This is a genomic window from Vibrio gallaecicus (assembly GCF_024347495.1).
GTDB classification, from domain to species: Bacteria; Pseudomonadota; Gammaproteobacteria; order Enterobacterales; family Vibrionaceae; genus Vibrio; species Vibrio gallaecicus.
This window is the reverse complement of record NZ_AP025490.1, coordinates 1,767,266-1,790,428: the sequence shown is the minus strand read 5'-3', so window position 1 is coordinate 1,790,428 and position 23,163 is coordinate 1,767,266. Positions and strand designations below refer to the sequence as shown.

Here is a 23,163-nt window from a genome sequence, read left to right as displayed (position 1 = left end):
GTTTATGAACATAAACTCAGGCTGCTCAATCGTACATTAGTGATTTGGCTTTTTGAGAATAAAACTCCCTTAACGATTTTCTTGCAAGGTGCCTAAATGGAAAAGCTTTCACCACTTCTTCAAAAGGTTGAATAGCAAATGCCCAGAAAATAGAACCATCAAGACCGAAAATAATCAAAGCACATAATGGAATCGAGATGATCCATTGCCCTGTGAAGTTAATTTTGAATACATCAGTTGTTTTTCCCAATGCTCTTAATACGTGCCCATGAACCGTGTTGTATCCACGAACAATTGGGAGAAATATATAGAGGGGAGCAATAACTGCGAGTGCTTGGTAGGTTGAACTGTCTAAATCGGGGTAGATGTCATTAATAGCTAAACTTAGGCCGCCAAATAAAAACGCACAGACGATAGATATTCCAACCGCGACATCAATGCTCGTATCGACATTCTTTGTCAGATCATCCATTTTTTTAGAACCAATCGCTTGGCTAATGGTGATTGCAGATGAATGTGCCCAAGCTGTAATGAACTGAGTACCAGCGCGTAGCCAGGGCATAACGAGCGTAATTGCAACATAAGCATTAATGTTGAGCTGTGAATAGAGCAGCTGATAAATTGTGGCACCAATTGAAAGCATTGTCACGTTTGCTGCAACCGGAAATATCTCAATAAAATGCTTACGTATATTAGCGACTAATTCAGATTTTTGGGCGTGTAAAGACAATGAGATCGTAGAGTCATAGTGAACACACAAGGCGAGATAGAACAGCCTAAATGTAATGGCAATCACGCTACCAAGGGCTGCACCTTGCACGCCAAGACCTTCAAATGTTGAGAAACCATGAATTAATAGATAGGACAGTAGTGCATTAATAGGCAATTCAATAAGGTAGCCCTTAAAAGGGATTTTAGTGCGACTTAAGCCGTTAAATAAAGCAATGATAACTTGCGTTAAAGCGGTAAAGATAACCAAGTGTTTTGATATATCTAAATAATGGCTGATTCCAGTATACAGAGCAAAATTGTCGGTTAATGCCTGTATTAGTGGTTGCTCGAAGAAAGTCAGCAAGCTCCAAAATATGAGTGCAACAGCTAGATTGATTGATAGCCCCGCCCAAAATGCTTTTGAAAGTGAACTTTGGACTCCTGAACCGACCGCACGGCTTAAAACCAGTTGAGTACCATTAGCTAGTGCCATTTGTATGCCTAGAATAAAGGCAATAATGGTTGTAGCAATTCCCATTGCAGCAAGAGGAACCTCGCCTAAAGGTGAAACAAGCAAAGTATCGATCATCAGCATCGACTGCATAAGCAATGCATTAAGGGCTAAAGGCCAGGCTAATGAGAAATTTTTTCTAACGTATGATTGGGAAGACAAAATACAACCTTTTTAGAAAGAGCGTGATTTATTCCATACCATTAATGACCTCTAGACCGTCCATGATAAAGAAGATAAACCGTTGGTTTAGTTGTTCTAAAAGATACGGCAATAAACAACCCTAGAGGCTTGTTGGCTAAAATGTTGCGGTCTGTAAATGAAACCTTAAGCTCTCTACATGGCAGAACTTAAGATTTGGTGGAAGTCGAATTAAGCGATAGCTAATTCTATATTGGATAATTTCTGATTTTCATCATCGAGTAGCCCTTTAGATGCAATTCGAGCTTGTGGCGCATTACCAGTCATAATACTGTCGTATATTGCCTTATGCTCTTCTAAGCAAAAGCGCCCACCTTCAGCAGAGTGGTCGATAAACTGTTTGAAAATCGTAGATAAAATGTTTCCAAATGGCACATAAAACTGGTTGCCTGTAGAAAGGAAAATAGTTTTATGAAATAGATGATCGTTTATCGTCCAAGATCCATAATCATAACTTTCAGCAGCCATCGTCATTTTTTGAAATAAAACCGAAAGCTCTTTGCGCTGTTCAACCGTAGCGTTAGTTGCTGCAAGCGCACAAGCTTCTGGTTCAATGGCTTTTCGTAAACCTAAAAATTGAGATAAGAAGGGTTTGGTATCTTCTAAATCTTGGATCCAGTTTAGTAGTTGAGGATCAAGGAAATGCCATTGAGAGCGGGGCATGACACGGGTGCCAACTTTAGGTTTAGACTCGATAAGCCCTTTGGCTGAAAGCAATTTTGTTGATTCACGAAGTGCAGTTCGGCTAACGCCAAAAACTTCACATAGGTTCATCTCGCTGGGTAATTTTTGATTTTCTTGTAATTCGCCAGATAAAATCTTGCGAGCAATTTGTCTCGCAATTTGAACATGAATGCGGCGGCTCGAATCTTCCACCAATGAAAATGTTGACATGTAAACCACCTGAGTTGGACATAAAAGCAGGGCTTCAAATAGAGTGAAGCTTTCTTTTGTGTCTGACATGCCCTTAAAGCAGAGCATTACTTACCAAAAATAATTATAAAGGGTCAATGTCGTGTAAATAACATCTGCCACATATAAATCATACAATAACACTTTGATTGTGCAAGAGGGAGGGTAACCAAAATGAGTAATTTTCCCGGTAAATAGTTAACTCATAATCTATTTTGTGATTTCAGGCATATATTAGTATTACAAATGATAATTATTTCTAGGTGTAAAAGTGACATAATAGATCTGAATTTTTCAATTAAATGGCAAACGATGGTTTTTGATTGAACCCAGAATACAAGGGAGCTCACGTTATTAAGATACTTACTTTGGAGCTCTATATAAATCAATGCTATAATTCTTATTAAATAATACATATCTAATAAGTAAGTAGACTCATGGCTGGTTCATTCAAACCTATTTCAGGCTCTAAGCGAAGCCTTCACGTGCAAGTTGCTCGTGAAATCGCCCGTGGTATTCTTTCTGGTAACCTTCCTCAAGGTTCTATCATTCCTGGTGAAATGGCGCTCTGTGAACAGTTCGGAATTAGTAGAACAGCATTAAGAGAAGCCGTTAAGCTTCTGACTTCAAAAGGTTTATTAGAATCCCGACCTAAAATCGGTACACGAGTTGTTGATCGAGCGTACTGGAACTTCCTTGATCCACAGCTCATTGAATGGATGGATGGGCTAGCGGATCCAGATGAATTCTGTCATCAATTCTTAGGTTTACGTCGTGCTATTGAGCCAGAAGCCTGTGCTCTTGCTGCAAAGTTTGCTACAGCTGATCAACGTATTGAATTATCAGAGACATTTCAGCAAATGGTTGAAATCTCGGATGCAGAAATCTTCGACCAAAAGCGTTGGACAGAAGTTGACATTAAATTCCATAGCCTGATTTTTAATGCGACAGGTAATGATTTTTACCTACCGTTCGGTAATATCCTCACGACTATGTTCATTAACTTTATTTCTCATTCTTCGGAAGAAGGTAGCACGTGTATTAATGAGCACCGTCAGATCTATGATGCAATCATGGCTGGCAACAGTGAAAAAGCACGTATCGCTTCAGCAAATCACCTGCACGAGTCAAACCATAGGCTTTCAAGTGTTAGCTAAGTAAATATTTTTAAATGATTGATTAAGCACGCATTTTGCGTGCTTTTTTTTGGCTGGGTTTTGTTGCGTAAGTAGATTGTGGAGGTGTTAGCTTATTATTTAGGCAAAGCTCACTCGTTTTAATAAATCGGCTAGCAATTACATTTAATGGTTATATAATAATACATAATTGAAATGATGTGTGAATATGACTATGTCCCAATCTTTATTACCCAATATTCTTCAATTTATTGGACAAATTGACCCTTTCGATAAAATACCAAAAGATGCGCTAAGAGAGTTATCTTCGCACGTACAGATTATTTATCTTGGAAAAGGTGATGTCGTTGATTTGTGTGAGTCTGGAAAAGAAAAGTCTCTTTATATTATTCGCACGGGCTCAATGGAGCAGAGAAAATCAGATGGTGTTTTACGGGCTAGGCTAGGTAGCGAAGACCTATTTGGTTTTACTTTTCTTGAATCTAAAGTCAATGATGATAAGGGCTATCGAGCTATTGCCATAGAAAATACCTTACTCTATGTTATCCCGCACAATGCGTTACAAACTTTGTTTAAAACTTTCCCTAGTTGCGCGGAACAATTTGCTTCTCAAGCCCAAGTTCGTTTGAAATCGGCTTTAGATGTGGTTTGGTCGAATAAAGAAAAAGGGTTATTTATTCGAAAAGTGGAAGATGTCGCAAGTGGTCATGTCGCAATAGTAAAATCAGACCAGTCGATTCAATCTGTTGCCACAGAAATGCTGCACCAGAGATCTCCTTGTGCGGTTATCTATGAAGATGACAAAATTGTAGGATTAATTACCGATCGAGATATGACTAAACGTGTTATAGCACATGGTGTGAGTACTGATAATGTTATCTCAGAAGTCATGACACATTCACCGTTAACAGTTAAACCGGATGATTTAGTCTTACATGCTGCGTCAATCATGATGCAGTTCAATATTCGTAATCTCCCTGTAGTGAAAGAGAATAAAGTTATTGGTTTATTAACCACTTCTCACCTTGTTCAAAATCACCGTGTTCAAGCGATTTTCTTAATTGAGAAAATCAAATACGCGGGCAGTGTTAAAACCATGTCTTCGTTTACTTCAGAGAGGCAAGCCATTTTTGAAGCCTTAGTTGAAGGTAAAGTAGCGCCAGAAACGGTTGGCAAAGTCATGACCATGATCATGGATGCTTATACGCGGCGACTAATTCAAATTGCGATTGATAAATTAGGACCTCCACCTTGCGACTTCTCTTGGATTGTTGCAGGTTCCCACGCACGTAATGAAGTACACATGCTTTCTGATCAAGACAGCGCGATTGTACTTGCTGATGACGCAACAGACAGCGACCGTATTTATTTCAAACACTTAGCTATGATGGTGACTAATGGGTTGGCAAGTTGTGATTATCCACTATGTCCAGGTAAATTCATGGCTGCAACGCCGAAATGGTGCCAACCTTTAGGCGTGTGGAAGCACTATTACAAAAAATGGGTATCAAACCCGGAGTATGAACGCTTACTAAACATCAGTGTTTTTTTAGAAATTCGGACTATTTATGGTAATAGTGAGTACGAAACGATTCTTCGCGATGAGCTGCATTCAAATATCCGAAGTAACCGAGAGTTTCTAAGTACATTAGTGAGAGATGCGGTGAACACGAATCCACCGTTGGGAATTTTCAACAGCCTAGTATTGGAAAAATCTGGTGAGAATAAAAAAACGCTGAACGTTAAGAAGTATGCGATAAATCTAATAATCGATTTGGCTCGCATCTACGGTTTAGCAGTGGAATGCGATTTGTCTGCCACGGATGACAGGTTTACAGCAGCCAATGAAAAGGGCATGTTGAGTGATGATGCCTATAAAAATATATTAGGTGCCTATCAATACATATTATCGCTCCGGTTTGGTCATCAGCTGGAAGCATTAAAAAATGGTGAAGTACCCGACAATAATATTAATCCAGATAGCTTTGGCAGTTTTGAACGTAAGCACTTGAAAGATGCCTTTAGAATCATTGCTGACCTTCAAGAAGCTGCAAAAATTAGATTTGGAGCCCGATAATGAAAGGGTTATTTAATTACTTTCATCCTCTTGAGCGTATAAAACGCAAGCGAAAGCAGTACTTAAATACCGTGAAATTACCGGAAGTGTTGTTTAATGTTCTCGAACAGCCTTTGCCACAAATGTTTGATCTTGCTAAAGATGCCGAATATATCATTCTAGATTTAGAAACGACGGGGCTAAGCAGTGAAGACGATCTTATTTTGTCTATGGGGTGGGTGGAAATAAGCAAAGGTCGAATCGACTTAGCTTCAGCGAAACACTTATATTTGAATAATGACTCTCAAATAAATCCAGAAACGGCAGTGATCAACCACATTACACCTCAAATGCTGCAGGAAGGTTTATCTATTCATGATGCCATGCAGGCATTCTTCGAGTCAGCTAAAGGCAAAATTATTGTCGCCCATGCATGTGTTGTTGAAGAAAACTTCATCAATCAATATTTACTGCGTTGTTATGGCTTGAGAAGTCTCCCCTTACTTTGGTTGGATACGTTATGTATTGAGAAGAAAATGGAGCAAGCGATCAGCAACCATGAAGAAGTGGATCTAACATTGGCGGCAACACGAGAACGGTATCGACTCCCCGAATACAACAATCATAATGCGTTAGCGGATGCGGTTTCGACTGCTGAACTATTTTTGGCCCAGCAAAAACGGGTGGCGCAAGGTAAAGAGGTGCCCATTTCTCAGTTGTATCGAATGAGTCATTAGTACCATTAGAAAGTCAGAAGATAGATATTTAAATAAATTGATTTTTTGACTAGCTAAAAAGCCAGCAGATTCGCTGGCTTAAATGTTATTTATGATTAATTTTACTTCCGACGACTCTTTGGAAGCTAGAGGTCAGGAACTAGAAGCTGTAAGTTAAACCGACACGACTTCTTAGTTCACGTGTAGCAGAAGTGCTCGATGTGCTTACATCACCAAACTCTACATATGGTGCCCATGCACCCATCATGCGACGTGCACTTACATTAAGCTCATAGTTCGTGTCGTCATTGTCGTAAATGTCATATCCATCAGCTTTGTAATAGTTTCCTTCAAAACCAAAGCGCCAGTCATTTAATGCATAGTTAATATTAGCGGTTAATCGGTGTCTACGTTGATTAGCGACATTGCTATCAACCATAATAGGCACGCCATCACCATCAACAATAACGTTACCAGCATCGTCAAATTGATATTCAGAACTACGAGTATTTTGTCTCATATCGTAGCGGTAACGAGCACTTAGGCTTAAACCATCGATGCTATCAACACTGTAAGTGGCACGTACTTGAGGCTTGTAAGTGACACCTGATTCACGACCTTCAATAGGCATCCCGTAAGTCATGGTCCAGTTATCGTTAAGTACATGGCGATAGTTGAGTCCGAGCTCCCAGCCATTATTTTTTAGATCTTCCATGAATTCACCATCTTCGCCTTTAAATTTGGCCTCAATGTCGACTAAGAAATTGCCAATGTTATCTGCAAGCTTTACTCGCGTTGCATGTTGATCTGTATGACTTTTATACTCATGTCTCATATCAAAAGATGCAGCTGAAACAGAACTTACCGCCATTAGCGATGACATTGCTATCACAATTGTTTTAAGTTTATTCATGGTAATAATTCCACTCTATCGATTATAAATAAGGTCAATAGGACCAAAAAATGACGCCATATATACTTTTCTACTAATTATTCACTTATTGAATGTTCCTTATAGAATAATTATCTGGCATTAAAATAATACAAATATGCTAACTCTATAAGAAGGTAAGAACTGTGAATTGGATCAAGATGCAGTTATAAATCAGGCATTAACAAAGTGTTACAAACTGAAATAAATGACATAAGTACTTGTTTTGTATCTATTTTGTTGATTTTTGTTCGTGGGCTGGTTTGATTTGTTAGTTAAAAAATGTGCACTGATGCAAAAACTTAATCTTTAGCTCTTCCTTTTTAATTTGTAATACATTAATATTTATACATTAAGGCGTCTGGCAATAATCAAACTTTGATGGCTAAAGTTGAGGGTGTTTTCAGTAATCGCAAGTGGCAATGTAATTGATGGCTCTAAATACATTGCTGCGACTCTAATCATTGAAGAAGACATTATTGAAGTGCTCAGCTAGCATTTTCATTATTGCTCCCAACTATTCTAATGAATCCTTCATTTCTCGATTAGGGGAATAGAAGCGGTAGTCGTGCACTACCTTTACGCTCATGTTGATACAGGCAACATGGGCGTTTTTTTTGCTTAAACATTAGAAACAACAAGGTGTCGAGCCTTGTATTTAGTTTATTTTGTAAAAGATCTAAATATCTCTCTTCATCCGATCCTTTCCCTACCGATATCTGTATCAATCATGCTGTTTTTTATTGTCTCACCTACTGTTGTGTCTTTTGTCGATCCCCAAAATATTTAGCAACAAACGCTAGGTGCTCATTTAACTTTCAGAAAGTAAAATGAAACAGTTAGTTTTAAAAAACCTTACAAATCAACACGATTTAATGATGACCATATAACTTTGATTATTGCTTATATAACCAAATTTATGGATCAGCTTGTCATAATCCCCATCCAATAAATAATGTAGATACAGCGAGATCGAATTTTGAAATTACTCCTTATCTTGCTGTTCTTTGTTATCAACTACATTTAAGACAAAGGAATTGCTATGCATAGCAAAGGCTTAATCACATTAGCCGTGGCTTCCGTGTGTGCAGCAAGCACAGCGCAAGCCAGTACATTTTCAACTGATGCTCGCAGTATGGGTATGGGTAACACTGGTGTTGTAACCGCAGACTTTTTAACCGCTCCTTTTCACAACCCAGCATTAGGCGCTGCATATCGTGCAGAAGATGATATTGGGCTCTTAATCCCTGCTATTGGTGTTACTGTCCAAGACTCAGACGATGCACTAGCAATGATTGATGATGTTCAAGATCATTATGATTCAATGGGAAGGCTACCTTCTCAAGAAGAATACGACACATTGGATCAGTATCTGAATGACTTGTCAGGTGCAAAGCCAATTAACGTAAATGGCGGGATTGCATTTAGCATTTCTATCCCTAATCAATACGCCTCAGTGAATGTGTTCTCATCCACATATGTGGAGATAATGGCTAACCCTTTGATTGGTGATGAAGCTAATGCTAAAAAGCGATATGAAAATTCTGAAGTCGCCCTTACGGGCTTTGGTGTCGCTGAATTTGGTTTAGCTTTATCGAAGGAATACATACTAAAGGAGCAAAAGTTTTCTTTTGGTATTAGCCCTAAACTGCAAGAGCTTCGTACCTATTCTGATGTTACATCTTTAGATGACTTTGATATTGATGACTATGAAGATAGTGAAGTGTCAGATACGGTATTCAACGTAGACGTGGGAGCCGTTTGGTATAAGGATAACTGGCGTGTGGGACTTGTTGGTAAAAACTTGATTAAACAAGAGATTGAGACGAAAAACTCACACCTTACGTATGAACTTGCTCCCAAAGTGACAATTGGCGGCGGTTATATCACAGAGTTGTTTACTGTAAGCCTTGATGCCGATTTAACAAGTCAAGAACGCTTTTCTATGAGTAGTAATGCCACTCAATTTGTTAGGGCAGGCATAGAGTTTAACGCTTGGGGTTGGGCTCAATTAAGGGCAGGCTATGAGACCGATTTAGAAGATAATTTAGAAGATAGCATGAATGCTGGTTTGGGGATCTCACCATGGGATATTGTGAGTTTTGATTTAGCAGCGTCTTACGCAGGTGATAATCAATTTGGAGTAAGTGCAAACCTAGCACTAACGTTCTAACATTTTCTGAGCAGACTATTCCGACTAGATAAATAGAAAAACCGCTCAATCACATTATGAGCGGTTTTAACTTTAGTATTCAGAACTAGCCTAAAAATCCTAGGCTTATAGATAACGATTTTTCAGGTGATCTTGGAAATGCTGAGCATTCAATGTTTCACCTGTTGCTTGCTTCACGAGTTCGTCAGTTGTGAGTAAGCTACCTTTGCTCCAAATGTTCGTTTCTAACCAATTGAAGATAGGCGTTAGATCTTTACTTTGAATGACAGAACTCACATCCAAATCGTTCTTCATCGAAGCCATAAATTGAGCGGCGTACATTGCACCTAGTGTATAGCTAGGGAAGTAGCCAAATGCCCCGTCTGTTTGATTCTAGTATACGGGCGTTATTGTTCAAAACAATTGAGCCTTTCTTAATCCCGCGCTCTAACCCTTTGTAGTATGTGCTATAGAACGAAATGCAGAGTGCGTTAATCCAAGAAATGGACAATACCAATCCAGTATTGGAATACGGTATTATCCCAGCAAATAATAACTTTAAGGTTAGCATTAGCATTCCCTAAAACAAATTAATAGTTAACTGCAGATGCTCTCAAAGCAAAAGATTAATTGGTAAGTTTTCCCAAGCCATCTTTAGCTGAGTTGCTGAGCTTGTCTAATTTTGAAGACATAGAATAGGAAAGGTCTTGAGCATTGTCCTTCATGGCATCGACAGCGTCTTCAGTAGCATCAGAAAGGTCTTCAGCTTTGTCCTTCATGGCATCAACAGCGTCTTCAGTAGCATCAGAAAGGTCTTCAGCTTTGTCCTTCATGGCATCAACAGCGTCTTCAGTAGCATTAGAAAGGTCTTGAGCTTTGTCCTTCATGGCATCGACAGCGTCTTCAGTAGCATCAGAAAGGTCTTTAGCTTTGTCTTTCATGGCATCGGCAGCATCTTCAGTAGCATCAGAAAGGTCTTCAGCTTTGTCCTTCATGGCATCGGCAGCATCTTCAGTAGCATCAGAAATGTCTTGAGCTTTGTCTTTCATGGCATCGATAGCGTCTTCAGTAGCATCAGAAAGGTCTTCAGTTTTATTTTTCATCAGGTTCACAGTGCTTGTCGATGTATTTGCTATTTTGTTGCTTTGTACTCGAATTGAACTACTAACCTTATTGAGGCTGTTGGAAAAAGAGTCATTAGTCACAGAGTCTATTTTCGTGAGCATGTCTTCCCAGCTTTGTGATGCAGAGTCAGCTTGTTTAGAAAAATGTGCTTTTGTGCCACCAATAGTTAAAACTGTATACTTTGTTAATTCTGTTTTTAGATATTTGCCCGATTCTTGTAAATCTGAAATGGCCTGAAAATAGCATTTTTTAAAATCAAATTTATCATTTTTATCAAATAAAAAATTGATTTCATCAATCATATCTCGATGAGATGTACAGTAATCTTCTGCTGCAAAGATTGCCGTGATACCGACCACCGCTGCTGTGCCAATAGTAGCCGATGAAATAGCACTCTTGGTCATTTTCTTTGTAGTGTTTTTTACGTAGTTTTTAGTTAGATCTTTAGCTTTTTTTTCATATTTATCTTTAAAGCCATCTATTTTTGCAATAAAGATTTTGGATTTATCATATTCGTTAACATGGATTACTTTATATTTACCAAAGTGAAACGTTGTAGCCAAAATTAATAGTATTGTTGTCGATGTTGTTAAAAATGTAATTGCAACCAGTTTTATGTTTGACATGAGTTTTAGACCTCATATAATTTACCAGAATAGAGTTCTGTAAAATAACATATGAGTACAGTCGTGAATATCAAAAAGCACATATTAATTTCTTCTATTCTACTTAGTTTTGCTATGGCACAACCTGCATATGCTGATTGGAAAGACACTCTGAATTCAGGGTTAGACAAAGCAAAAGAACTTGTAAACTCTTCAGATTCTATCACTTTAGATTTAGCCCCAGCCTCTAAAGAAATTAAACCGACGGTAACTGAAGAATCAGTTGTAGAGCACTGGGAAAGTCTTAATAAGAGATTCAGTAAAATCTATGAGATCAAAGAAAAGCAGGAAGATGCCCCCAAACAGTCTGGGTTTCTTAAAAAAGGCAAAGATAAATATCAAGATGATATTAATGAACTACTAGGTCAAATATTTGAAACTATTAGTGATGAAGATTTAGAGGATTATAAAAAGCAATTAATTAAGAATGCAGACTATCGAAAGGAGCAGCTTTCAGATTTGTCTAAGTTAAAAGAGAATTATAGATTTAGTTTTGATGCAGATGATAAAGAAAAAATACAAAACAACATTTTAAAATTAGAAGAAAAAATAGCTTATACCGACGCAAAAAAAAGTGAAATAATTGTAGCTGTACAAAATCGACTATCTGATTTTGGAACTTATGTTACTGAGGAGCAAGTTGAAGCTTTGCTAATAAAAGTAAATGCTGATGATATTCTTTCAATGACAACAATATTTCCTATTATCAGTGAGTTTGCTAATTATTTGGGACAAGTTACTCAAGATACTGGAGAAGACTTAGAAGCTGCTAAAAAATATTACGGTATGTATGTAATGTTGTTAGAGCTTCAATTGTTTATTCAAGATCAATATATTAATAAGTTAGATTATACGTTTATCCCACAAATTAATGAGTTGCGTAAGAGTAATGTGAAGTTAATTGAAGATACTAAGCGATTAGTTAGGAAAGCTAAAGGAAATAATAAAAATGTATATCAAAATAACTTAGATAATCAGAGGTTTACTTTAAAAGCTGTAGATTTATATAAGAAGCAGTTGCAATCGGATTTGAAAAAAATAAAAAATGCAAAATATCGACTTAAAGAAGATTATCTTGTTGCGGTGAATACTTACAAAACTGTTGATCTATCATTTAATGTTGCAAATTTAATTAATGAAAATTCAAAGCTATTTGATGATGTGATGAATTTGCAAGCGCCTGATTTGATTTCTTTCGAAAACGAAAAAATGAAAGAAGAATTCGAAAAATTAACAGCACAAATGCAATAAGGCTGAACATATGAATATTATTTTATCTATTATTGCTGTCGTAATAATTTGGACTACTGTCTCTGGTATTTATAGCTATGGTACAACTTATAGAAGCAACACTGAATCAACAATGAGTACATTGGCAACAATCAGTGTGATTTATCTAATTATCAAATGGGTGATATAGCCGAGATTACGCAGCTAATTCAGGAATAAACTGCTTCATAGAATCTACCTAGTGGTTGATCGAGCTTAGTTTTGATGGTTTTGATGGTTTTGAATAATGAGACATGTACTCAGAGGAAATTGAGTACATGTCAGTAACCTAACTAGAGGTAGCGATTTTTCAGGTGATCTTGGAAATGCTGAGCATTCAATGTTTCACCTGTTGCTTGCTTCACGAGTTCGTCAGTTGTGAGTAAGCTACCTTTGCTCCAAATGTTCGTTTCTAACCAATTGAAGATAGGCGTTAGATCTTTACTTTGAATGACAGAACTCACATCCAAATCGTTCTTCATCGAAGCCATAAATTGAGCGGCGTACATTGCACCTAGTGTATAGCTAGGGAAGTAGCCAAATGCTCCGTCTGTCCAGTGAATATCCTGCATGCAACCATTCTTAAAATTACCTTCAGTAGACAAGCCTAAGTATTGCTGCATTTTAAGGTTCCAAAGTTCAGGAACGTCTGTATGTTTGATTTTTCCGTTAATTAAGTCACGTTCAATCTCATATCGAAGAATTACGTGGGCTGGGTAGGTCAGTTCATCTGCATCCACACGTATGAAATCTTTTTCTACGCGAGTATAAATTTTTTGGAAATTACTTTTCTCAAACTCATTTCCACTAAATTGTTGCTCTGCAAGTTCAGCTAAGTGACCGATGAATTCGTCACTGCGACCAATCTGCATTTCAAAAAATAGTGATTGAGATTCATGGATACCCATTGAGCGAGCCTCACCAGAAGGAAGGCCGGAAAGGTGCTTAGGAAGCCCTTGCTCATATCGAGCATGACCTGTTTCATGGACGATGCCCATTAAAGACTGAACAAATTCATTTTCATCATAGCGAGTGGTAATACGAACATCAGATGGAACACCGCCACAGAATGGGTGGACACTCTCATCCAAACGACCATGGTTGAAGTCAAATTGAAGCAAGCTCATCACTTGAAGACCAAGCGCTTTTTGCTTGTCTGTCGAGTATTTACCTGATGGCGCGGTAAATTGTTCAGTAGATTGCTTATCAATGACTTGATCAATTAAGCCTGGTAGCCATGTTTTTACGTCTGAGAATAAAGTATCAAGAGACGCAGAACTGGTTCCTGGTTCATAAATATCAAGCATGGCATCGTATGGAGTCAGCCCTGCAAAGTCAGCACGAATTTGCGCTTCTTCTCTAGAAAGCTCAACGACTTCTCGCCAGTTTTTTTCAAAGCCAACCCAATCGTTTTCACCGCGTTGAGTTCTCCATGCATGTTCACATTTAGAGCCAGCGAGTGATTTAGCTTGAACTAATTTCTCTGGAAGTAGGTTTGCTTGTTGCCAGTTACGCTTGATTTCGCGTAATGTCGATTGCTGTTCAGAATTTAATGATTCATTTTCTGCGTCATTTATCCAATCGGATAGTTGTGGTTGGGTCATCATTCCGTGAATATGAACGGATAACTGAGCCATAGCTTCACTACGAGCTTGGTTACCACCAGAAGGCATCATTGACGCTTGATCCCAACCGCAAATTGCAGCTAGGTGGTTGAAGTGAGAACATTTTTGAGAATGGTCGACTAATTTTTTGAAGGCACTCATAGTACTTCCCTGAGAGTAAAAATGGGATCTTATCAACCAAATAACGGTTGAACCAATACATTTATTCGAATAGTTGATATGAAATGTGAATAAATTGTAATGGTATATTGATGATGACTAATAATTTACAATCTTGGCTTCGTCTTACACAATGCAAGAATTAAAGACTTGGTGGCTAGCCTGTTTAGGCGGGGCGCTAATAGGATATCGAGATAGGAAGGAATAGGGATGGCAATTTTAAATATTGAAGCGTTCTTGATAGCAATAACGATTTTAACGTTAACTCCGGGGTTAGACACGGCATTGGTGATTCGTAATACGACTCGCTCTGGTGTTAAAGATGGCGCAATTACAAGCTTAGGCGTTTGTCTTGGGCTATTTGTTCACGCCACTTTTTCGGCGATTGGTATCTCGGCTATTCTTCTGCAATCAGCCGATCTGTTTCAAATGATAAAATTTTTGGGTGCCGCTTATTTAATTTGGTTAGGGCTATCTAGTATTTACGGGGTAGTGAAGGGCAATGCAGCTTTTCAAGTTGAAGGTATTGTTCACTCTAATCTAAGTGTAAAACGCTCTTTAAGAGAAGGCTTCTTGTCTAATGTATTAAACCCTAAAACGGCGGTTTTCTACTTGGCATTTTTACCACAGTTTATCGACCCTGAAGGTTCAGCATTTGCTCAATCGATGCTTATGGCAAGTATTCACTTTATTATTGCGATGATCTGGCAATGCGGGATTTCAGGCGCGGTAAACTCAGCAAAGCAGTTATTTAAGAGCCCATCTGTGATTGGCTGGATGGAAGGGGTCACTGGTGCTGTACTCATTACTCTTGGGATCAAGTTGATGTTGGAAGATGCCCCCACGCCTGCCTAGAATTTGCATCATCTAATAGATGCTGTCATGAGATAGACAAATAAAAGCCCCCATCATGATTTCATTTTGGGGGCTTTTTATTTACATCCAACTTTCTATTTTTAACTTCTTGATTAGCTGATTAACGTGCTGGTGATTCAGTGTCTCTAATCATGCGAGTACCAACCATTAATCAGCGAATAAGAGGGCTGGTGGGGTGTCTACCTTCAGCTTTAACGTTTGGCAGTTTTGCGAAGAATTGCTTGGTTTCTTCAATAACTACATGTCTTAGAGCAATTAGACCAATAAGGTTTGGCACCGCCATTAATCCATTCACGATGTCTGCAATTAGCCAGATCATATCCAGTTGTAAGAATGCACCAGAAGCGACTAAGCCAATAAAAACGATTTTGTATGGAAGTACTGCTTTAGTACCAAACAAGAATACAACGCAGCGCTCACCGTAATAGTTCCAGCCTAAGATAGTCGTAAACGCGAAGAAGATTAAACCTGTAGATACTAACATTGGTCCAAGTGTATCGGCGTTTAAACCAACAGCAAAAGCGTGAGTTGTCATCGCAGCGCCAGAAAGGTCGGTTTGCCATGCACCCGTCAAAATTAATGCTAAACCTGTCATCGTACAAATAATGATGGTGTCAAAGAAAGTACCAGTCATTGAGATCAGCCCTTGCTTCACACAAGAATCCGTTTTCGCTGCTGCTGCGGCCATTGGTGCACTACCAAGCCCCGATTCATTCGAAAACACTCCGCGTGCAATACCTGATTGAATCGCCAACATAATGCTTGCACCAAGGAAACCACCTGTTGCTGCGGTATTGGTGAATGCAGAGCTAATAACAAGCTGAATCGCATTCAGTAATTGATCTGCATTAGAGATAAGCACACTTAAACACGCAACAACATATAGAAGCGCCATTGTGGGTACAACTTTACCAGCAACTTTAGCAATGGACTGGATACCACCTAAAGTAACGACAGCTACTAGAATGGTTAGAACGACTGCTGAAGCTTCACGAGGTGCACCGAAAGATATTTCAGTCGCATCTAAAATAGCATTCACTTGTGGGAAAGTTCCAATACCGAAACAGGCGACCCCTAAAGCAAAAACCGCAAACAGAACCGCTAATATTCTTGAGCCAACCCCGTACTGAAGGTAGTACATTGGCCCACCAACCATTTGCCCTTTGCTGTCGACCTTACGATACTTTACAGCAAGTAAGCATTCTGCGTACTTGGTTGCCATCCCGAATATGGCAGCTAACCACATCCAGAATAATGCACCAGGTCCACCCATTTTTATTGCGGTTGCTACGCCAACAATGTTACCGGTTCCGATGGTTGCAGAAAGAGCTGTACAAAGAGCAGCAAAGCTAGAAACATCACCAGAACTAGAATCCGATTTGTCTTTAGTAAAAACCATCTTAAGGGCGGTTGGCAGGTGTCTAAATTGGGGTAAGCCTAATCGAAAAGTAAAGTAGATACCGGTACCAACAAGCAATATAAGTAGAGGAGGTCCCCAAATAAGGCTGTCGATGGTTTGAAGTGTTGTATGTAAGTTGTTCATGGTTTCCCCTTAATAAATAAAAATTTAAGGAGAAGAGGGAAAGGACGTATTTTAATTCAGTCGTGATCAAAAGGTTGATCAAAACAAATGAAGATACGGCTTAATAAATACGGATTTCTAGATAGAATTCTTTCGTTAATTAAGGTGTAAGCTTTCCACTCCTCTGTCCTTTTGCCTGAGAGTTTCACTTAGTAATGAGCATTTTGGTCAGCTGCGAATACTAAGCTTGCTCCTTCGGCGACCGATTTAACGGTTCTCTCCAGAGGTTCCTCCAACGACAGTCCTCACTTTTCTGATTTTCATCAGCATAAAGCGCCTGAAAGATTTACTTCTTCGGCGGGTCATTCTAACTAAATGTTAATATTTAGTTAAAAACCACTCTCCTGCAGTCTTCATCGGAACAATTATCTAGTTATAGATAATCTGTATGAGCATCCTAATAAATAAAAAGTGTGATGTCATCGGCAAAAAAACTGTTTGCACAAATGTTAGTCAAGTAAACGTTTAAACAACCATACTCTGACGTAATTAACTGAGATTAATGGTATAAAATAAGAGAAACAAGGAGGAGTTATGACTCGATTAATAGCGATAGTGTTTTTACTGGCATTAGCTTTTGTATTATTCCGTTATAGGACAAATGAGAAAGTACAAAAAGGCGTGGTGATTGCTGTGGTAGGCAGTTTTATTCTGTATACAGCAAGTTTAATGATTTCAGAACTTACGCGCTAAATTGCTTTTTATGTAAATTGTTTTTCACGTAAATTATTCCAAATGGGAGTGCCCAATTAGTGAACCAAAAGACTGAACAAGACAACGAAGACGAAGTTGTTGTTATTGAAGAGCGAGATAAACGTAGCCAGTTATATATTGGTATTGCTGCTGTCATAGGTTTAGCTTTAGGTGGTTTGATTGGTTCTTCTTTGACGGCGAATAAATGGGAAGCGACTTATCATGTGTTGGAAGCCCGTTATCAAACTCTAAGCGATAGCAAGCAACAACTGGTTAGTGACGTCGAAGCGAAAGTCGCGGATGCGGATACTGCGACAGATGCAAAAATTGAAGAGGCTCTTGCGGAGCAAGCTGAGCATCATAAAACTGAATTGAAAGATCTACAAACAGCTTCGATTGAACTGGAGAAAGCCAACCTTTCACTAGAACAGCAATTAAATGAGCAAAAGCTAGCAATTGAACAAACTGCAAAAGAAAATCAAAGTTTGAATCGTCAAGCTGACATGCAAGCGACAATGTTTGATCGCTCACGTGAGCTTTTCCGCAAAGAGCTTCAAATTGCACAAGCATTGGAATCGCTTGAGCAAGAAAGAGATCGTATTGAACCGAACTTGAGTACATTAAAGAGTGAGTGTGATGTGTACCTCGAGGGCACGTCATGGGATGCTAAATCCGATTCTTGTGATAGATACGATGCAGCTAATTCTCGATTGAGTGATATTCGCCAGATGATTCAAGTACACAATATGGATTTGCGACAGATTAAATCCCTTATCGAAGAAATAGGCTTATAAGACTGTATTGTGCTGAGGGATTCATTGCAGTTTGTAAGATGAAAGCTGATTCAAAATTTAATTAGATAACTCGATGATTAATCTAAATAAGAATCCGATAGATAGACATGTTAAAGGCTCCTAATTGGAGCCTTTTCTTTTTATAGTGGGATTGTTTTAAGGGGTAGTTCAATTATTAATATGCTAGAAGCTAGAAGCTAGAAGCTAGAAGATCTGGGATTCACTGATTGGCTAAAACAGCCCGCTTAAAGGTATGTCTAAACCTGATAAAGCAAAGTATTCCCCAGATAAGTGCTTGCCCCCAAAGTAACGTCCATTGATAAGAAACATCAGACCAATTTGCATCCATCTGATTGAGCGCTAGGAATCCTTGTATTGCAGGAGTACTTGGAAAAAGTTGTGAGATAGCGACTAAAGCTGTTGGTATGGCTTCTACCGGCCAAATAAACCCCGCTAAGAAAATAAGCGGCATTGAGCTTATTAATACCACCACGGTGACTAATTCTTTTCTCGGAAGTAGATCACCAAGTAATGCACCAATGAAAGTGCTGGCTAATAAGAAAGGCAGTAATAACGTTAAAATATTGGTCATGGACGCGAGTCTATTTATCCCATAAAACTCAAAACTGCCGCCAAAATAGTACATAGCTAATAGGTAATAAACACTGATCAAGGTTATGCAACGAGCAGCCAGTAGCTTTAAAGGAGAGACCTTCAGCCAGTAGGCGTGTTCATGCCCAATATGGACTGATTTTTGAGTTCCGCCTATTAGCCCTGCAGCCATTGCTAGAGTTTGTTGAAGAATTAAGACAAATACCGCAGGCACGACGTAATCAACATAACCCATTCTGCTGTTAAAAGTAGGCTTCATATTCAAGCTAAATGCGCTGTACTGGCTTTGGGCTTGCGCGATTGGAACGCCTTCAACAAGAAGATGGCTCACTTTTACTTGTGCTGCCAGCGTTCCTCCTGCTTTAGCTAGACCTTCTACAACCGTTCCGTAAACCAGAAAATACGAAGCATCACCTGCATAAGCAAGGGTAGGGCTTTTCCCAAGTAGTAAATCCTTATAGAAGTGCTCCGGAATAACTAATAAACCACCAATTTCTTGCTTGAGCAGAGCAGCTTTTGCCTCTGCAATGCTGTGATCTCTTTGTACAACTTGTACTTGAGAAGTAGCATCGACCATGCGTTCTAATTGATAGCTGGTTTGGCTACGGTCTAAATTGACGATTGCTATCGGTAGCTCTTGGGATACCTGATTAGCGTAAGGAAGAGGGTATAGAAATGAATAAAAGATCACTCCACCAAATACAGTTAATGCGACAACCGGATTACGTAAAATTGCCAATAATTCATTTTTAAGAAGTTGAGGAAAGTTGATATCCGTTTTCATGATTTCCCCGTTAAAGGCAATACTATAGATAGATGTTTTTTAATAAGAACAACAGTAATAATGGCAGGGAAGGCATAGCCTACATATGGCAACATCTCTACTATAGACTGCCAGTTAGTTACGCCGTAACTAGATTGTGCGGTTTGAATTTCAATATAATGACTGATTGGCAGTAAACTGCGCCATGCTTGAGCCATTGTATTCATTTCGCTGACTGGGAAAGTGATGCCCATAAAGGCAAAACTAGGGGCTGTGAAAGCTCCCGCAAAACTCATGGCACGAGCTGGGTCTAGTGTTAAAAAGAAGAAAGTAGAGCCAACAATCATACAGGCGGCAGCGGTGAGCAGCTGCGCTAAAGCTAATACCAATAAATTACCATTAAATGGCCATTGGAGAATGGAGTAGAACCAGCAGATAAAAGCGGTTCCTAGTATTAAGAACAGACCGAGATATGGAAGTAGAGTCTTACCTAGTGCAGTTAAAGGTGCCGAGCTTAACCATTCTTTCAAACCTCGTTCTCGAATATTCGCCGCCAAGATCAGTATGGTACCAACAACAATGGTTATTTGCCAAAGCGCAGGCACGACAGCAGAAATGAGGAACTGCGCATAACTCGTATTTTTATTAAAAAGTGGAGTAATTTGAGTCTGTACTGTTACGGCTTGCCCAAGAGCCGTTTGAGTGTCTACATCTCCGTGGGACAACCCTTTCATTACTTCGATTTCAGCATTCAAGGTACCTTGGACTTGTAAAATTGCGGAGTTAAGAAGTTTACCTACCAAGATGAATTGGCTGTTATAAAAAACAGAAACTTGAGGGTTTAAATTCTGGAATACATCGCGGTCAAAATGCTTTGGAATAACAATATAGCCATAGATATCTTGCTGGATCATCGCTTTTTTTGCGGCACTTATATCCGCATATTCTTGTGTGACTTCAAGAGTAGGGGATGCATCAAAACGTTGAGTAAGCTGTCGAGATAATTGGCTATGTTCTAAATCAATCACGGCAATGGGTAAATCACGAGCAATGCCTTGTGAAAAGATAAGCCAAATTCCCACCGCCAAAAAGATAGGTATCCAGGTTAAACACGACAATAGCCATTTGTCACCAGTGACAATGCGCCATTGTGTTAAAAACTCTTTTCGCATAGTTTGCCTACAGCTCTACGACTAGGCTCATGCCCATGCGTAATGGTTGAGTCGTATCGACAGGGCGTGCTTCAATTTCAAAAGTACGCAAATCAAAGCCTTGTGCAGAATCGGTTGAGCGCCAAGTCGCAAAGTCACCCATTACTGAAATATGCGAGACTTTAAACTCTAATGTTTTATCAAGTGCGGGCAAGTAAGCCGTAAAATGGCTGTCTTTCTCAAAATGTTTCAATAAATCTTCACGTACATTTAGTACCGCCCATGCATCTTTGGTATCAATCACAGTGACTACCGGAAACCCTTGAGGGGCTAGTTCACCACTGCTTAATAATACTTGCGATACTTCACCGTTAAACCAACTTTCAATACTGGTATCAGCGGCATAAGCTTCCACTTCCGCTACTGCGCCTGCAGCCATTAATGCCTTTTGAGAAGCAGCAAGCTTAGTTTCATCACGAACACCTTCTTTCGTTAATTGGTACATTTGGAATGCTGCGCTTTCTGTGTATTTCGAGGCTTGCCACTGTGTTTTTGCTTCATCACGCTTTTGCTCGGCAACGACACCATCGTTATACAAGTTGTTTACTCGTTGGTATGTCTTCTCCATCAATTTTGCCGCCGCTTTAGCTTTTTGCCATTGATCTTTGGCTGCTTGAATTTGTTGAGTTCGGGCACCTTTCTCTGCTTCTAAAGCTAATGCTCCTGCGGCTTTTTGCCCCGCTTTTGCTTGTTCAAGCTTAGCTTCAATTTCAGGGCTATGAAGAGTAAATATAAGCTGACCTTTTTCTACGTTATCCCCTTTACGAACCAGCACTTGATCAATTCGTCCTGGTACTTTTGAGGAAATACTGTATTGCTGAGCATCAATTTGCCCTTGCAGTTTAATTGGCTGTGGCTGGTATGCTTGGTAAAAGCTGAATGCAACCCAAGCGATAATGCTTAAAGCAACAAATGAGAATATTAGAGGCTTGATAGATTTCATGAGTGATCCTGTGATGTGCTTTCAACGTTGCTTTCGGTACGGCTTTCTGAAATCGGCAATACGGCATTATGTAAATAAGTCGAATAGGTGGTCATTTCGCTACTCAAAGCGAGTAACTTATTTAAAGAAATAAGGTATTGGAAACGAGCAACCGATTGTTGGGTTTTGATACTAGCAAGGTACAATTCGGCATCAACGACTTCTAATGAATTTGCCAAACCTTGGTTGAATGCTTTTTTACGTAGCGACAAGTTTTCTTGTGCGAGAGACAGGCTTGAATTTAGCCCTAATACTTCTTCAATAGATTGTTGCGCTTCGAGGTAGGTTTTTTGCACCAATACTTTAAGATCTTGCTTCGCTTGAGCTTTTAGATACTGAACTTGAGATACCGCGCTATGCGCCGCAGCTACTTTGTCTGAACGACCTGACGTGTCAATCAATGGGACATTTACTCCTATCCCTACTAACCAATCTGGTTTCATTTCACTGGCGAGCGAATCATCCTCGTGCAGGCTGTAATCACCATATAGATAAACTTCTGGGTAGTATTTCCCTTTTTCCGCTCTGATTAAGCTGTCCGCTTGTTTCTCTTTTGCCTCTAATAATTGCAAACCAGGGTAGGTTGCCAGTGTTTGTTCAATAAAGGCATTCATGTTTGGTAAGCTAGTATTGATGAAAAGCTGCTCAGAAGGCTCGATGGTTTGGCTTTGTCCTAATATTTGAGTTAATGCAATTTGCGCAATATTTAGGTCGTTTTTTGCTTTGTTTTGTTCGACTTTAGCTTTATCGAGTGAAGCTTCTGCTTGTAAGCGCTCCACCTTTGCGATTTGTCCTTGCTCTTCAAGTTTAAGCGCGAAGTTGCGATGTTGAGTTAAACCTGATGTCACCGCTTTGCGTGTTTGTAGAACATCCTGAGCAAGCAAAACTGAGAAATAGTACTTACTAAGGTCTTCATATCGAGCTTGAGTCTCCATTAATAGCTGACTTTTAGCTTCTTCACTTTTACCTTGTGCGGCATCTTGTGCTGCTGTAATTCTTCCGCCCGTAAAAATAGGCCAGATAGCGCGAATTGAAGAGGTGAAAATGTCTTGTTCAGTGATCGTAGAAGTAATTCCGCCTAGACCACTGATAATGTTTCCAATTCCAGGTAAAGGAGGTACTGCGGGTACACCGCTTAAGCTATCTGCAAACTGCTCACCATTCAGGGTGACATCATTGTCTAGATGCGTGTAATTAGCACTTAAGCTTACAGAGGGGAGGTTTAAACTGTTAGTTGCACGTTGTAGATGCCCATATCGTTCAACATTCGCTTGTTGTGCCGCAAGAGAATTGTTGTTTTCTTGAAGCATTTTCCATGCATCGGCAAAGGAAATTGGGCTTGCCAAACAAGAAAAGCTCAGAGCACTGCTGAGTAAACCAACTAGGAGAGAGTTAGACGTGAACGTTTTTTTTGTCTGATTGGTCATTGAGTCTAATTTCTTATTTAGAGTATAAGCTCTAATGTTAACAGGAGTAATTGA

The 23,163-nt window shown here is 39.3% G+C and carries 18 protein-coding genes, 1 pseudogene and 1 riboswitch; of the genes and pseudogenes, 8 read left to right on the top strand and 11 right to left on the bottom strand.

Translation table 11 applies throughout. The features are described 5' to 3' along the window. Window positions 1–25: 25 nt before the first annotated feature. Together OCU78_RS07705 and OCU78_RS07700 are read right to left on the bottom strand one after the other, a co-directional pair. Window positions 26–1,315 carry an MATE family efflux transporter gene (locus OCU78_RS07705; protein ID WP_240701728.1) on the bottom strand — a complete coding sequence of 430 codons (1,290 nt, stop codon included), beginning with the start codon at window positions 1,313–1,315 and terminating at the stop codon, window positions 26–28. 279 nt (window positions 1,316–1,594) lie between these two features. Next, the gene (locus OCU78_RS07700; protein ID WP_137373137.1) at window positions 1,595–2,317 is read right to left on the bottom strand and encodes a FadR/GntR family transcriptional regulator; all 723 of its coding nucleotides are present in this window, start codon (window positions 2,315–2,317) and stop codon (window positions 1,595–1,597) included. Between the two features lie 455 nt (window positions 2,318–2,772). On the opposite strand from OCU78_RS07700, the gene OCU78_RS07695 reads away from it, so the two are divergent. From OCU78_RS07695 to OCU78_RS07685, 3 genes are all read left to right on the top strand, one after another. After that, complete coding sequence (locus tag OCU78_RS07695; protein ID WP_137373138.1) at window positions 2,773–3,492, top strand: FadR/GntR family transcriptional regulator; 720 nt, start codon at window positions 2,773–2,775, stop codon at window positions 3,490–3,492. Window positions 3,493–3,685: 193 nt separating this feature from the next. Next, window positions 3,686–5,548 carry a DUF294 nucleotidyltransferase-like domain-containing protein gene (locus OCU78_RS07690; protein WP_137373139.1) on the top strand — a complete coding sequence of 621 codons (1,863 nt, stop codon included), beginning with the start codon at window positions 3,686–3,688 and terminating at the stop codon, window positions 5,546–5,548. Beyond that, on the top strand, window positions 5,548–6,264 hold the full coding sequence (locus OCU78_RS07685) for a 3'-5' exonuclease (RefSeq protein ID WP_137373140.1): 717 nt from the start codon (window positions 5,548–5,550) through the stop codon (window positions 6,262–6,264). Before OCU78_RS07690 ends, OCU78_RS07685 begins: the two co-directional genes overlap by 1 nt. A gap of 139 nt (window positions 6,265–6,403) precedes the next feature. Here OCU78_RS07685 and OCU78_RS07680 read toward each other — a convergent pair whose 3' ends face one another. After that, window positions 6,404–7,156, bottom strand: a complete 753-nt coding sequence (locus OCU78_RS07680; protein ID WP_137373141.1) for an oligogalacturonate-specific porin KdgM family protein — start codon at window positions 7,154–7,156, stop codon at window positions 6,404–6,406. 1,060 nt (window positions 7,157–8,216) lie between these two features. Here OCU78_RS07680 and OCU78_RS07675 point away from each other — a divergent pair. Continuing rightward, the gene (locus OCU78_RS07675; RefSeq protein WP_137373142.1) at window positions 8,217–9,347 is read left to right on the top strand and encodes a conjugal transfer protein TraF; all 1,131 of its coding nucleotides are present in this window, start codon (window positions 8,217–8,219) and stop codon (window positions 9,345–9,347) included. A gap of 105 nt (window positions 9,348–9,452) precedes the next feature. Here OCU78_RS07675 and OCU78_RS07670 read toward each other — a convergent pair. Next, window positions 9,453–9,713 (bottom strand): annotated as a pseudogene (locus tag OCU78_RS07670) (carboxypeptidase M32); the annotation flags it as partial. 239 nt (window positions 9,714–9,952) lie between these two features. Then, entirely contained in the window at window positions 9,953–11,077 is a 1,125-nt protein-coding gene (locus OCU78_RS07665; protein ID WP_180033699.1) for a hypothetical protein, read from the bottom strand. Between the two features lie 63 nt (window positions 11,078–11,140). Between OCU78_RS07665 and OCU78_RS07660 the strand changes: the two genes are divergently transcribed. Continuing rightward, window positions 11,141–12,367, top strand: a complete 1,227-nt coding sequence (locus tag OCU78_RS07660) for a hypothetical protein (RefSeq protein WP_137373143.1) — start codon at window positions 11,141–11,143, stop codon at window positions 12,365–12,367. Window positions 12,368–12,678: 311 nt separating this feature from the next. Here the strand turns inward: OCU78_RS07660 and OCU78_RS07655 are convergent, their stop codons facing one another. Continuing rightward, window positions 12,679–14,151 (bottom strand): carboxypeptidase M32, encoded by a 1,473-nt coding sequence (locus OCU78_RS07655; RefSeq protein ID WP_137373144.1) that lies wholly within the window; start codon window positions 14,149–14,151, stop codon window positions 12,679–12,681. A 228-nt stretch (window positions 14,152–14,379) separates the two neighbouring features. On the opposite strand from OCU78_RS07655, the gene OCU78_RS07650 reads away from it, so the two are divergent. Beyond that, the gene (locus OCU78_RS07650) at window positions 14,380–15,024 is read left to right on the top strand and encodes a LysE family translocator (protein ID WP_137373145.1); all 645 of its coding nucleotides are present in this window, start codon (window positions 14,380–14,382) and stop codon (window positions 15,022–15,024) included. Window positions 15,025–15,196: 172 nt separating this feature from the next. Here OCU78_RS07650 and OCU78_RS07645 read toward each other — a convergent pair whose 3' ends face one another. Beyond that, window positions 15,197–16,588 (bottom strand): alanine/glycine:cation symporter family protein, encoded by a 1,392-nt coding sequence (locus tag OCU78_RS07645; RefSeq protein WP_137373146.1) that lies wholly within the window; start codon window positions 16,586–16,588, stop codon window positions 15,197–15,199. A gap of 153 nt (window positions 16,589–16,741) precedes the next feature. After that, window positions 16,742–16,861: riboswitch (glycine riboswitch) on the bottom strand. Between the two features lie 300 nt (window positions 16,862–17,161). Here OCU78_RS07645 and OCU78_RS07640 point away from each other — a divergent pair. Both OCU78_RS07640 and OCU78_RS07635 read left to right on the top strand, forming a co-directional pair. Beyond that, entirely contained in the window at window positions 17,162–17,320 is a 159-nt protein-coding gene (locus OCU78_RS07640; RefSeq protein WP_167494024.1) for a hypothetical protein, read from the top strand. Window positions 17,321–17,379: 59 nt separating this feature from the next. After that, a complete protein-coding gene (locus OCU78_RS07635) occupies window positions 17,380–18,114 on the top strand; it encodes a chromosome partitioning protein ParA (RefSeq protein ID WP_137373147.1) in 735 nt (244 codons plus the stop codon). 220 nt (window positions 18,115–18,334) lie between these two features. On the opposite strand, the gene OCU78_RS07630 is transcribed toward OCU78_RS07635, so the two are convergent. Genes OCU78_RS07630 through OCU78_RS07615 form a run of 4 tightly spaced genes read right to left on the bottom strand, consistent with a single transcriptional unit; the run spans window position 18,335 to window position 23,109 of the window. Further along, window positions 18,335–19,498, bottom strand: a complete 1,164-nt coding sequence (locus OCU78_RS07630) for an ABC transporter permease (RefSeq protein WP_137373298.1) — start codon at window positions 19,496–19,498, stop codon at window positions 18,335–18,337. 8 nt (window positions 19,499–19,506) lie between these two features. Further along, complete coding sequence (locus OCU78_RS07625) at window positions 19,507–20,661, bottom strand: ABC transporter permease (RefSeq protein ID WP_137373148.1); 1,155 nt, start codon at window positions 20,659–20,661, stop codon at window positions 19,507–19,509. Between the two features lie 7 nt (window positions 20,662–20,668). Beyond that, a complete protein-coding gene (locus tag OCU78_RS07620; protein WP_137373149.1) occupies window positions 20,669–21,643 on the bottom strand; it encodes an HlyD family secretion protein in 975 nt (324 codons plus the stop codon). Then, complete coding sequence (locus tag OCU78_RS07615; protein WP_137373150.1) at window positions 21,640–23,109, bottom strand: TolC family protein; 1,470 nt, start codon at window positions 23,107–23,109, stop codon at window positions 21,640–21,642. Before OCU78_RS07615 ends, OCU78_RS07620 begins: the two co-directional genes overlap by 4 nt. Window positions 23,110–23,163 lie beyond the last annotated feature (54 nt).

Excerpts from the sequence above, each read along its gene's own strand:
- OCU78_RS07705 (WP_240701728.1), bottom strand. The coding sequence starts at position 1,315 with ATGCAGTCGATGCTGATGATCGATACTTTGCTTGTTTCACCTTTAGGC.
- OCU78_RS07700 (WP_137373137.1), bottom strand. The coding sequence starts at position 2,317 with ATGTCAACATTTTCATTGGTGGAAGATTCGAGCCGCCGCATTCATGTT.
- OCU78_RS07695 (WP_137373138.1), top strand. The coding sequence starts at position 2,773 with ATGGCTGGTTCATTCAAACCTATTTCAGGCTCTAAGCGAAGCCTTCAC.
- OCU78_RS07690 (WP_137373139.1), top strand. The coding sequence starts at position 3,686 with ATGTCCCAATCTTTATTACCCAATATTCTTCAATTTATTGGACAAATT.
- OCU78_RS07685 (WP_137373140.1), top strand. The coding sequence starts at position 5,548 with ATGAAAGGGTTATTTAATTACTTTCATCCTCTTGAGCGTATAAAACGC.
- OCU78_RS07680 (WP_137373141.1), bottom strand. The coding sequence starts at position 7,156 with ATGAATAAACTTAAAACAATTGTGATAGCAATGTCATCGCTAATGGCG.
- OCU78_RS07675 (WP_137373142.1), top strand. The coding sequence starts at position 8,217 with ATGCATAGCAAAGGCTTAATCACATTAGCCGTGGCTTCCGTGTGTGCA.
- OCU78_RS07665 (WP_180033699.1), bottom strand. The coding sequence starts at position 11,077 with ATGTCAAACATAAAACTGGTTGCAATTACATTTTTAACAACATCGACA.
- OCU78_RS07655 (WP_137373144.1), bottom strand. The coding sequence starts at position 14,151 with ATGAGTGCCTTCAAAAAATTAGTCGACCATTCTCAAAAATGTTCTCAC.
- OCU78_RS07650 (WP_137373145.1), top strand. The coding sequence starts at position 14,380 with ATGGCAATTTTAAATATTGAAGCGTTCTTGATAGCAATAACGATTTTA.
- OCU78_RS07645 (WP_137373146.1), bottom strand. The coding sequence starts at position 16,588 with ATGAACAACTTACATACAACACTTCAAACCATCGACAGCCTTATTTGG.
- OCU78_RS07640 (WP_167494024.1), top strand. The coding sequence starts at position 17,162 with ATGACTCGATTAATAGCGATAGTGTTTTTACTGGCATTAGCTTTTGTA.
- OCU78_RS07625 (WP_137373148.1), bottom strand. The coding sequence starts at position 20,661 with ATGCGAAAAGAGTTTTTAACACAATGGCGCATTGTCACTGGTGACAAA.
- OCU78_RS07620 (WP_137373149.1), bottom strand. The coding sequence starts at position 21,643 with ATGAAATCTATCAAGCCTCTAATATTCTCATTTGTTGCTTTAAGCATT.
- OCU78_RS07615 (WP_137373150.1), bottom strand. The coding sequence starts at position 23,109 with ATGACCAATCAGACAAAAAAAACGTTCACGTCTAACTCTCTCCTAGTT.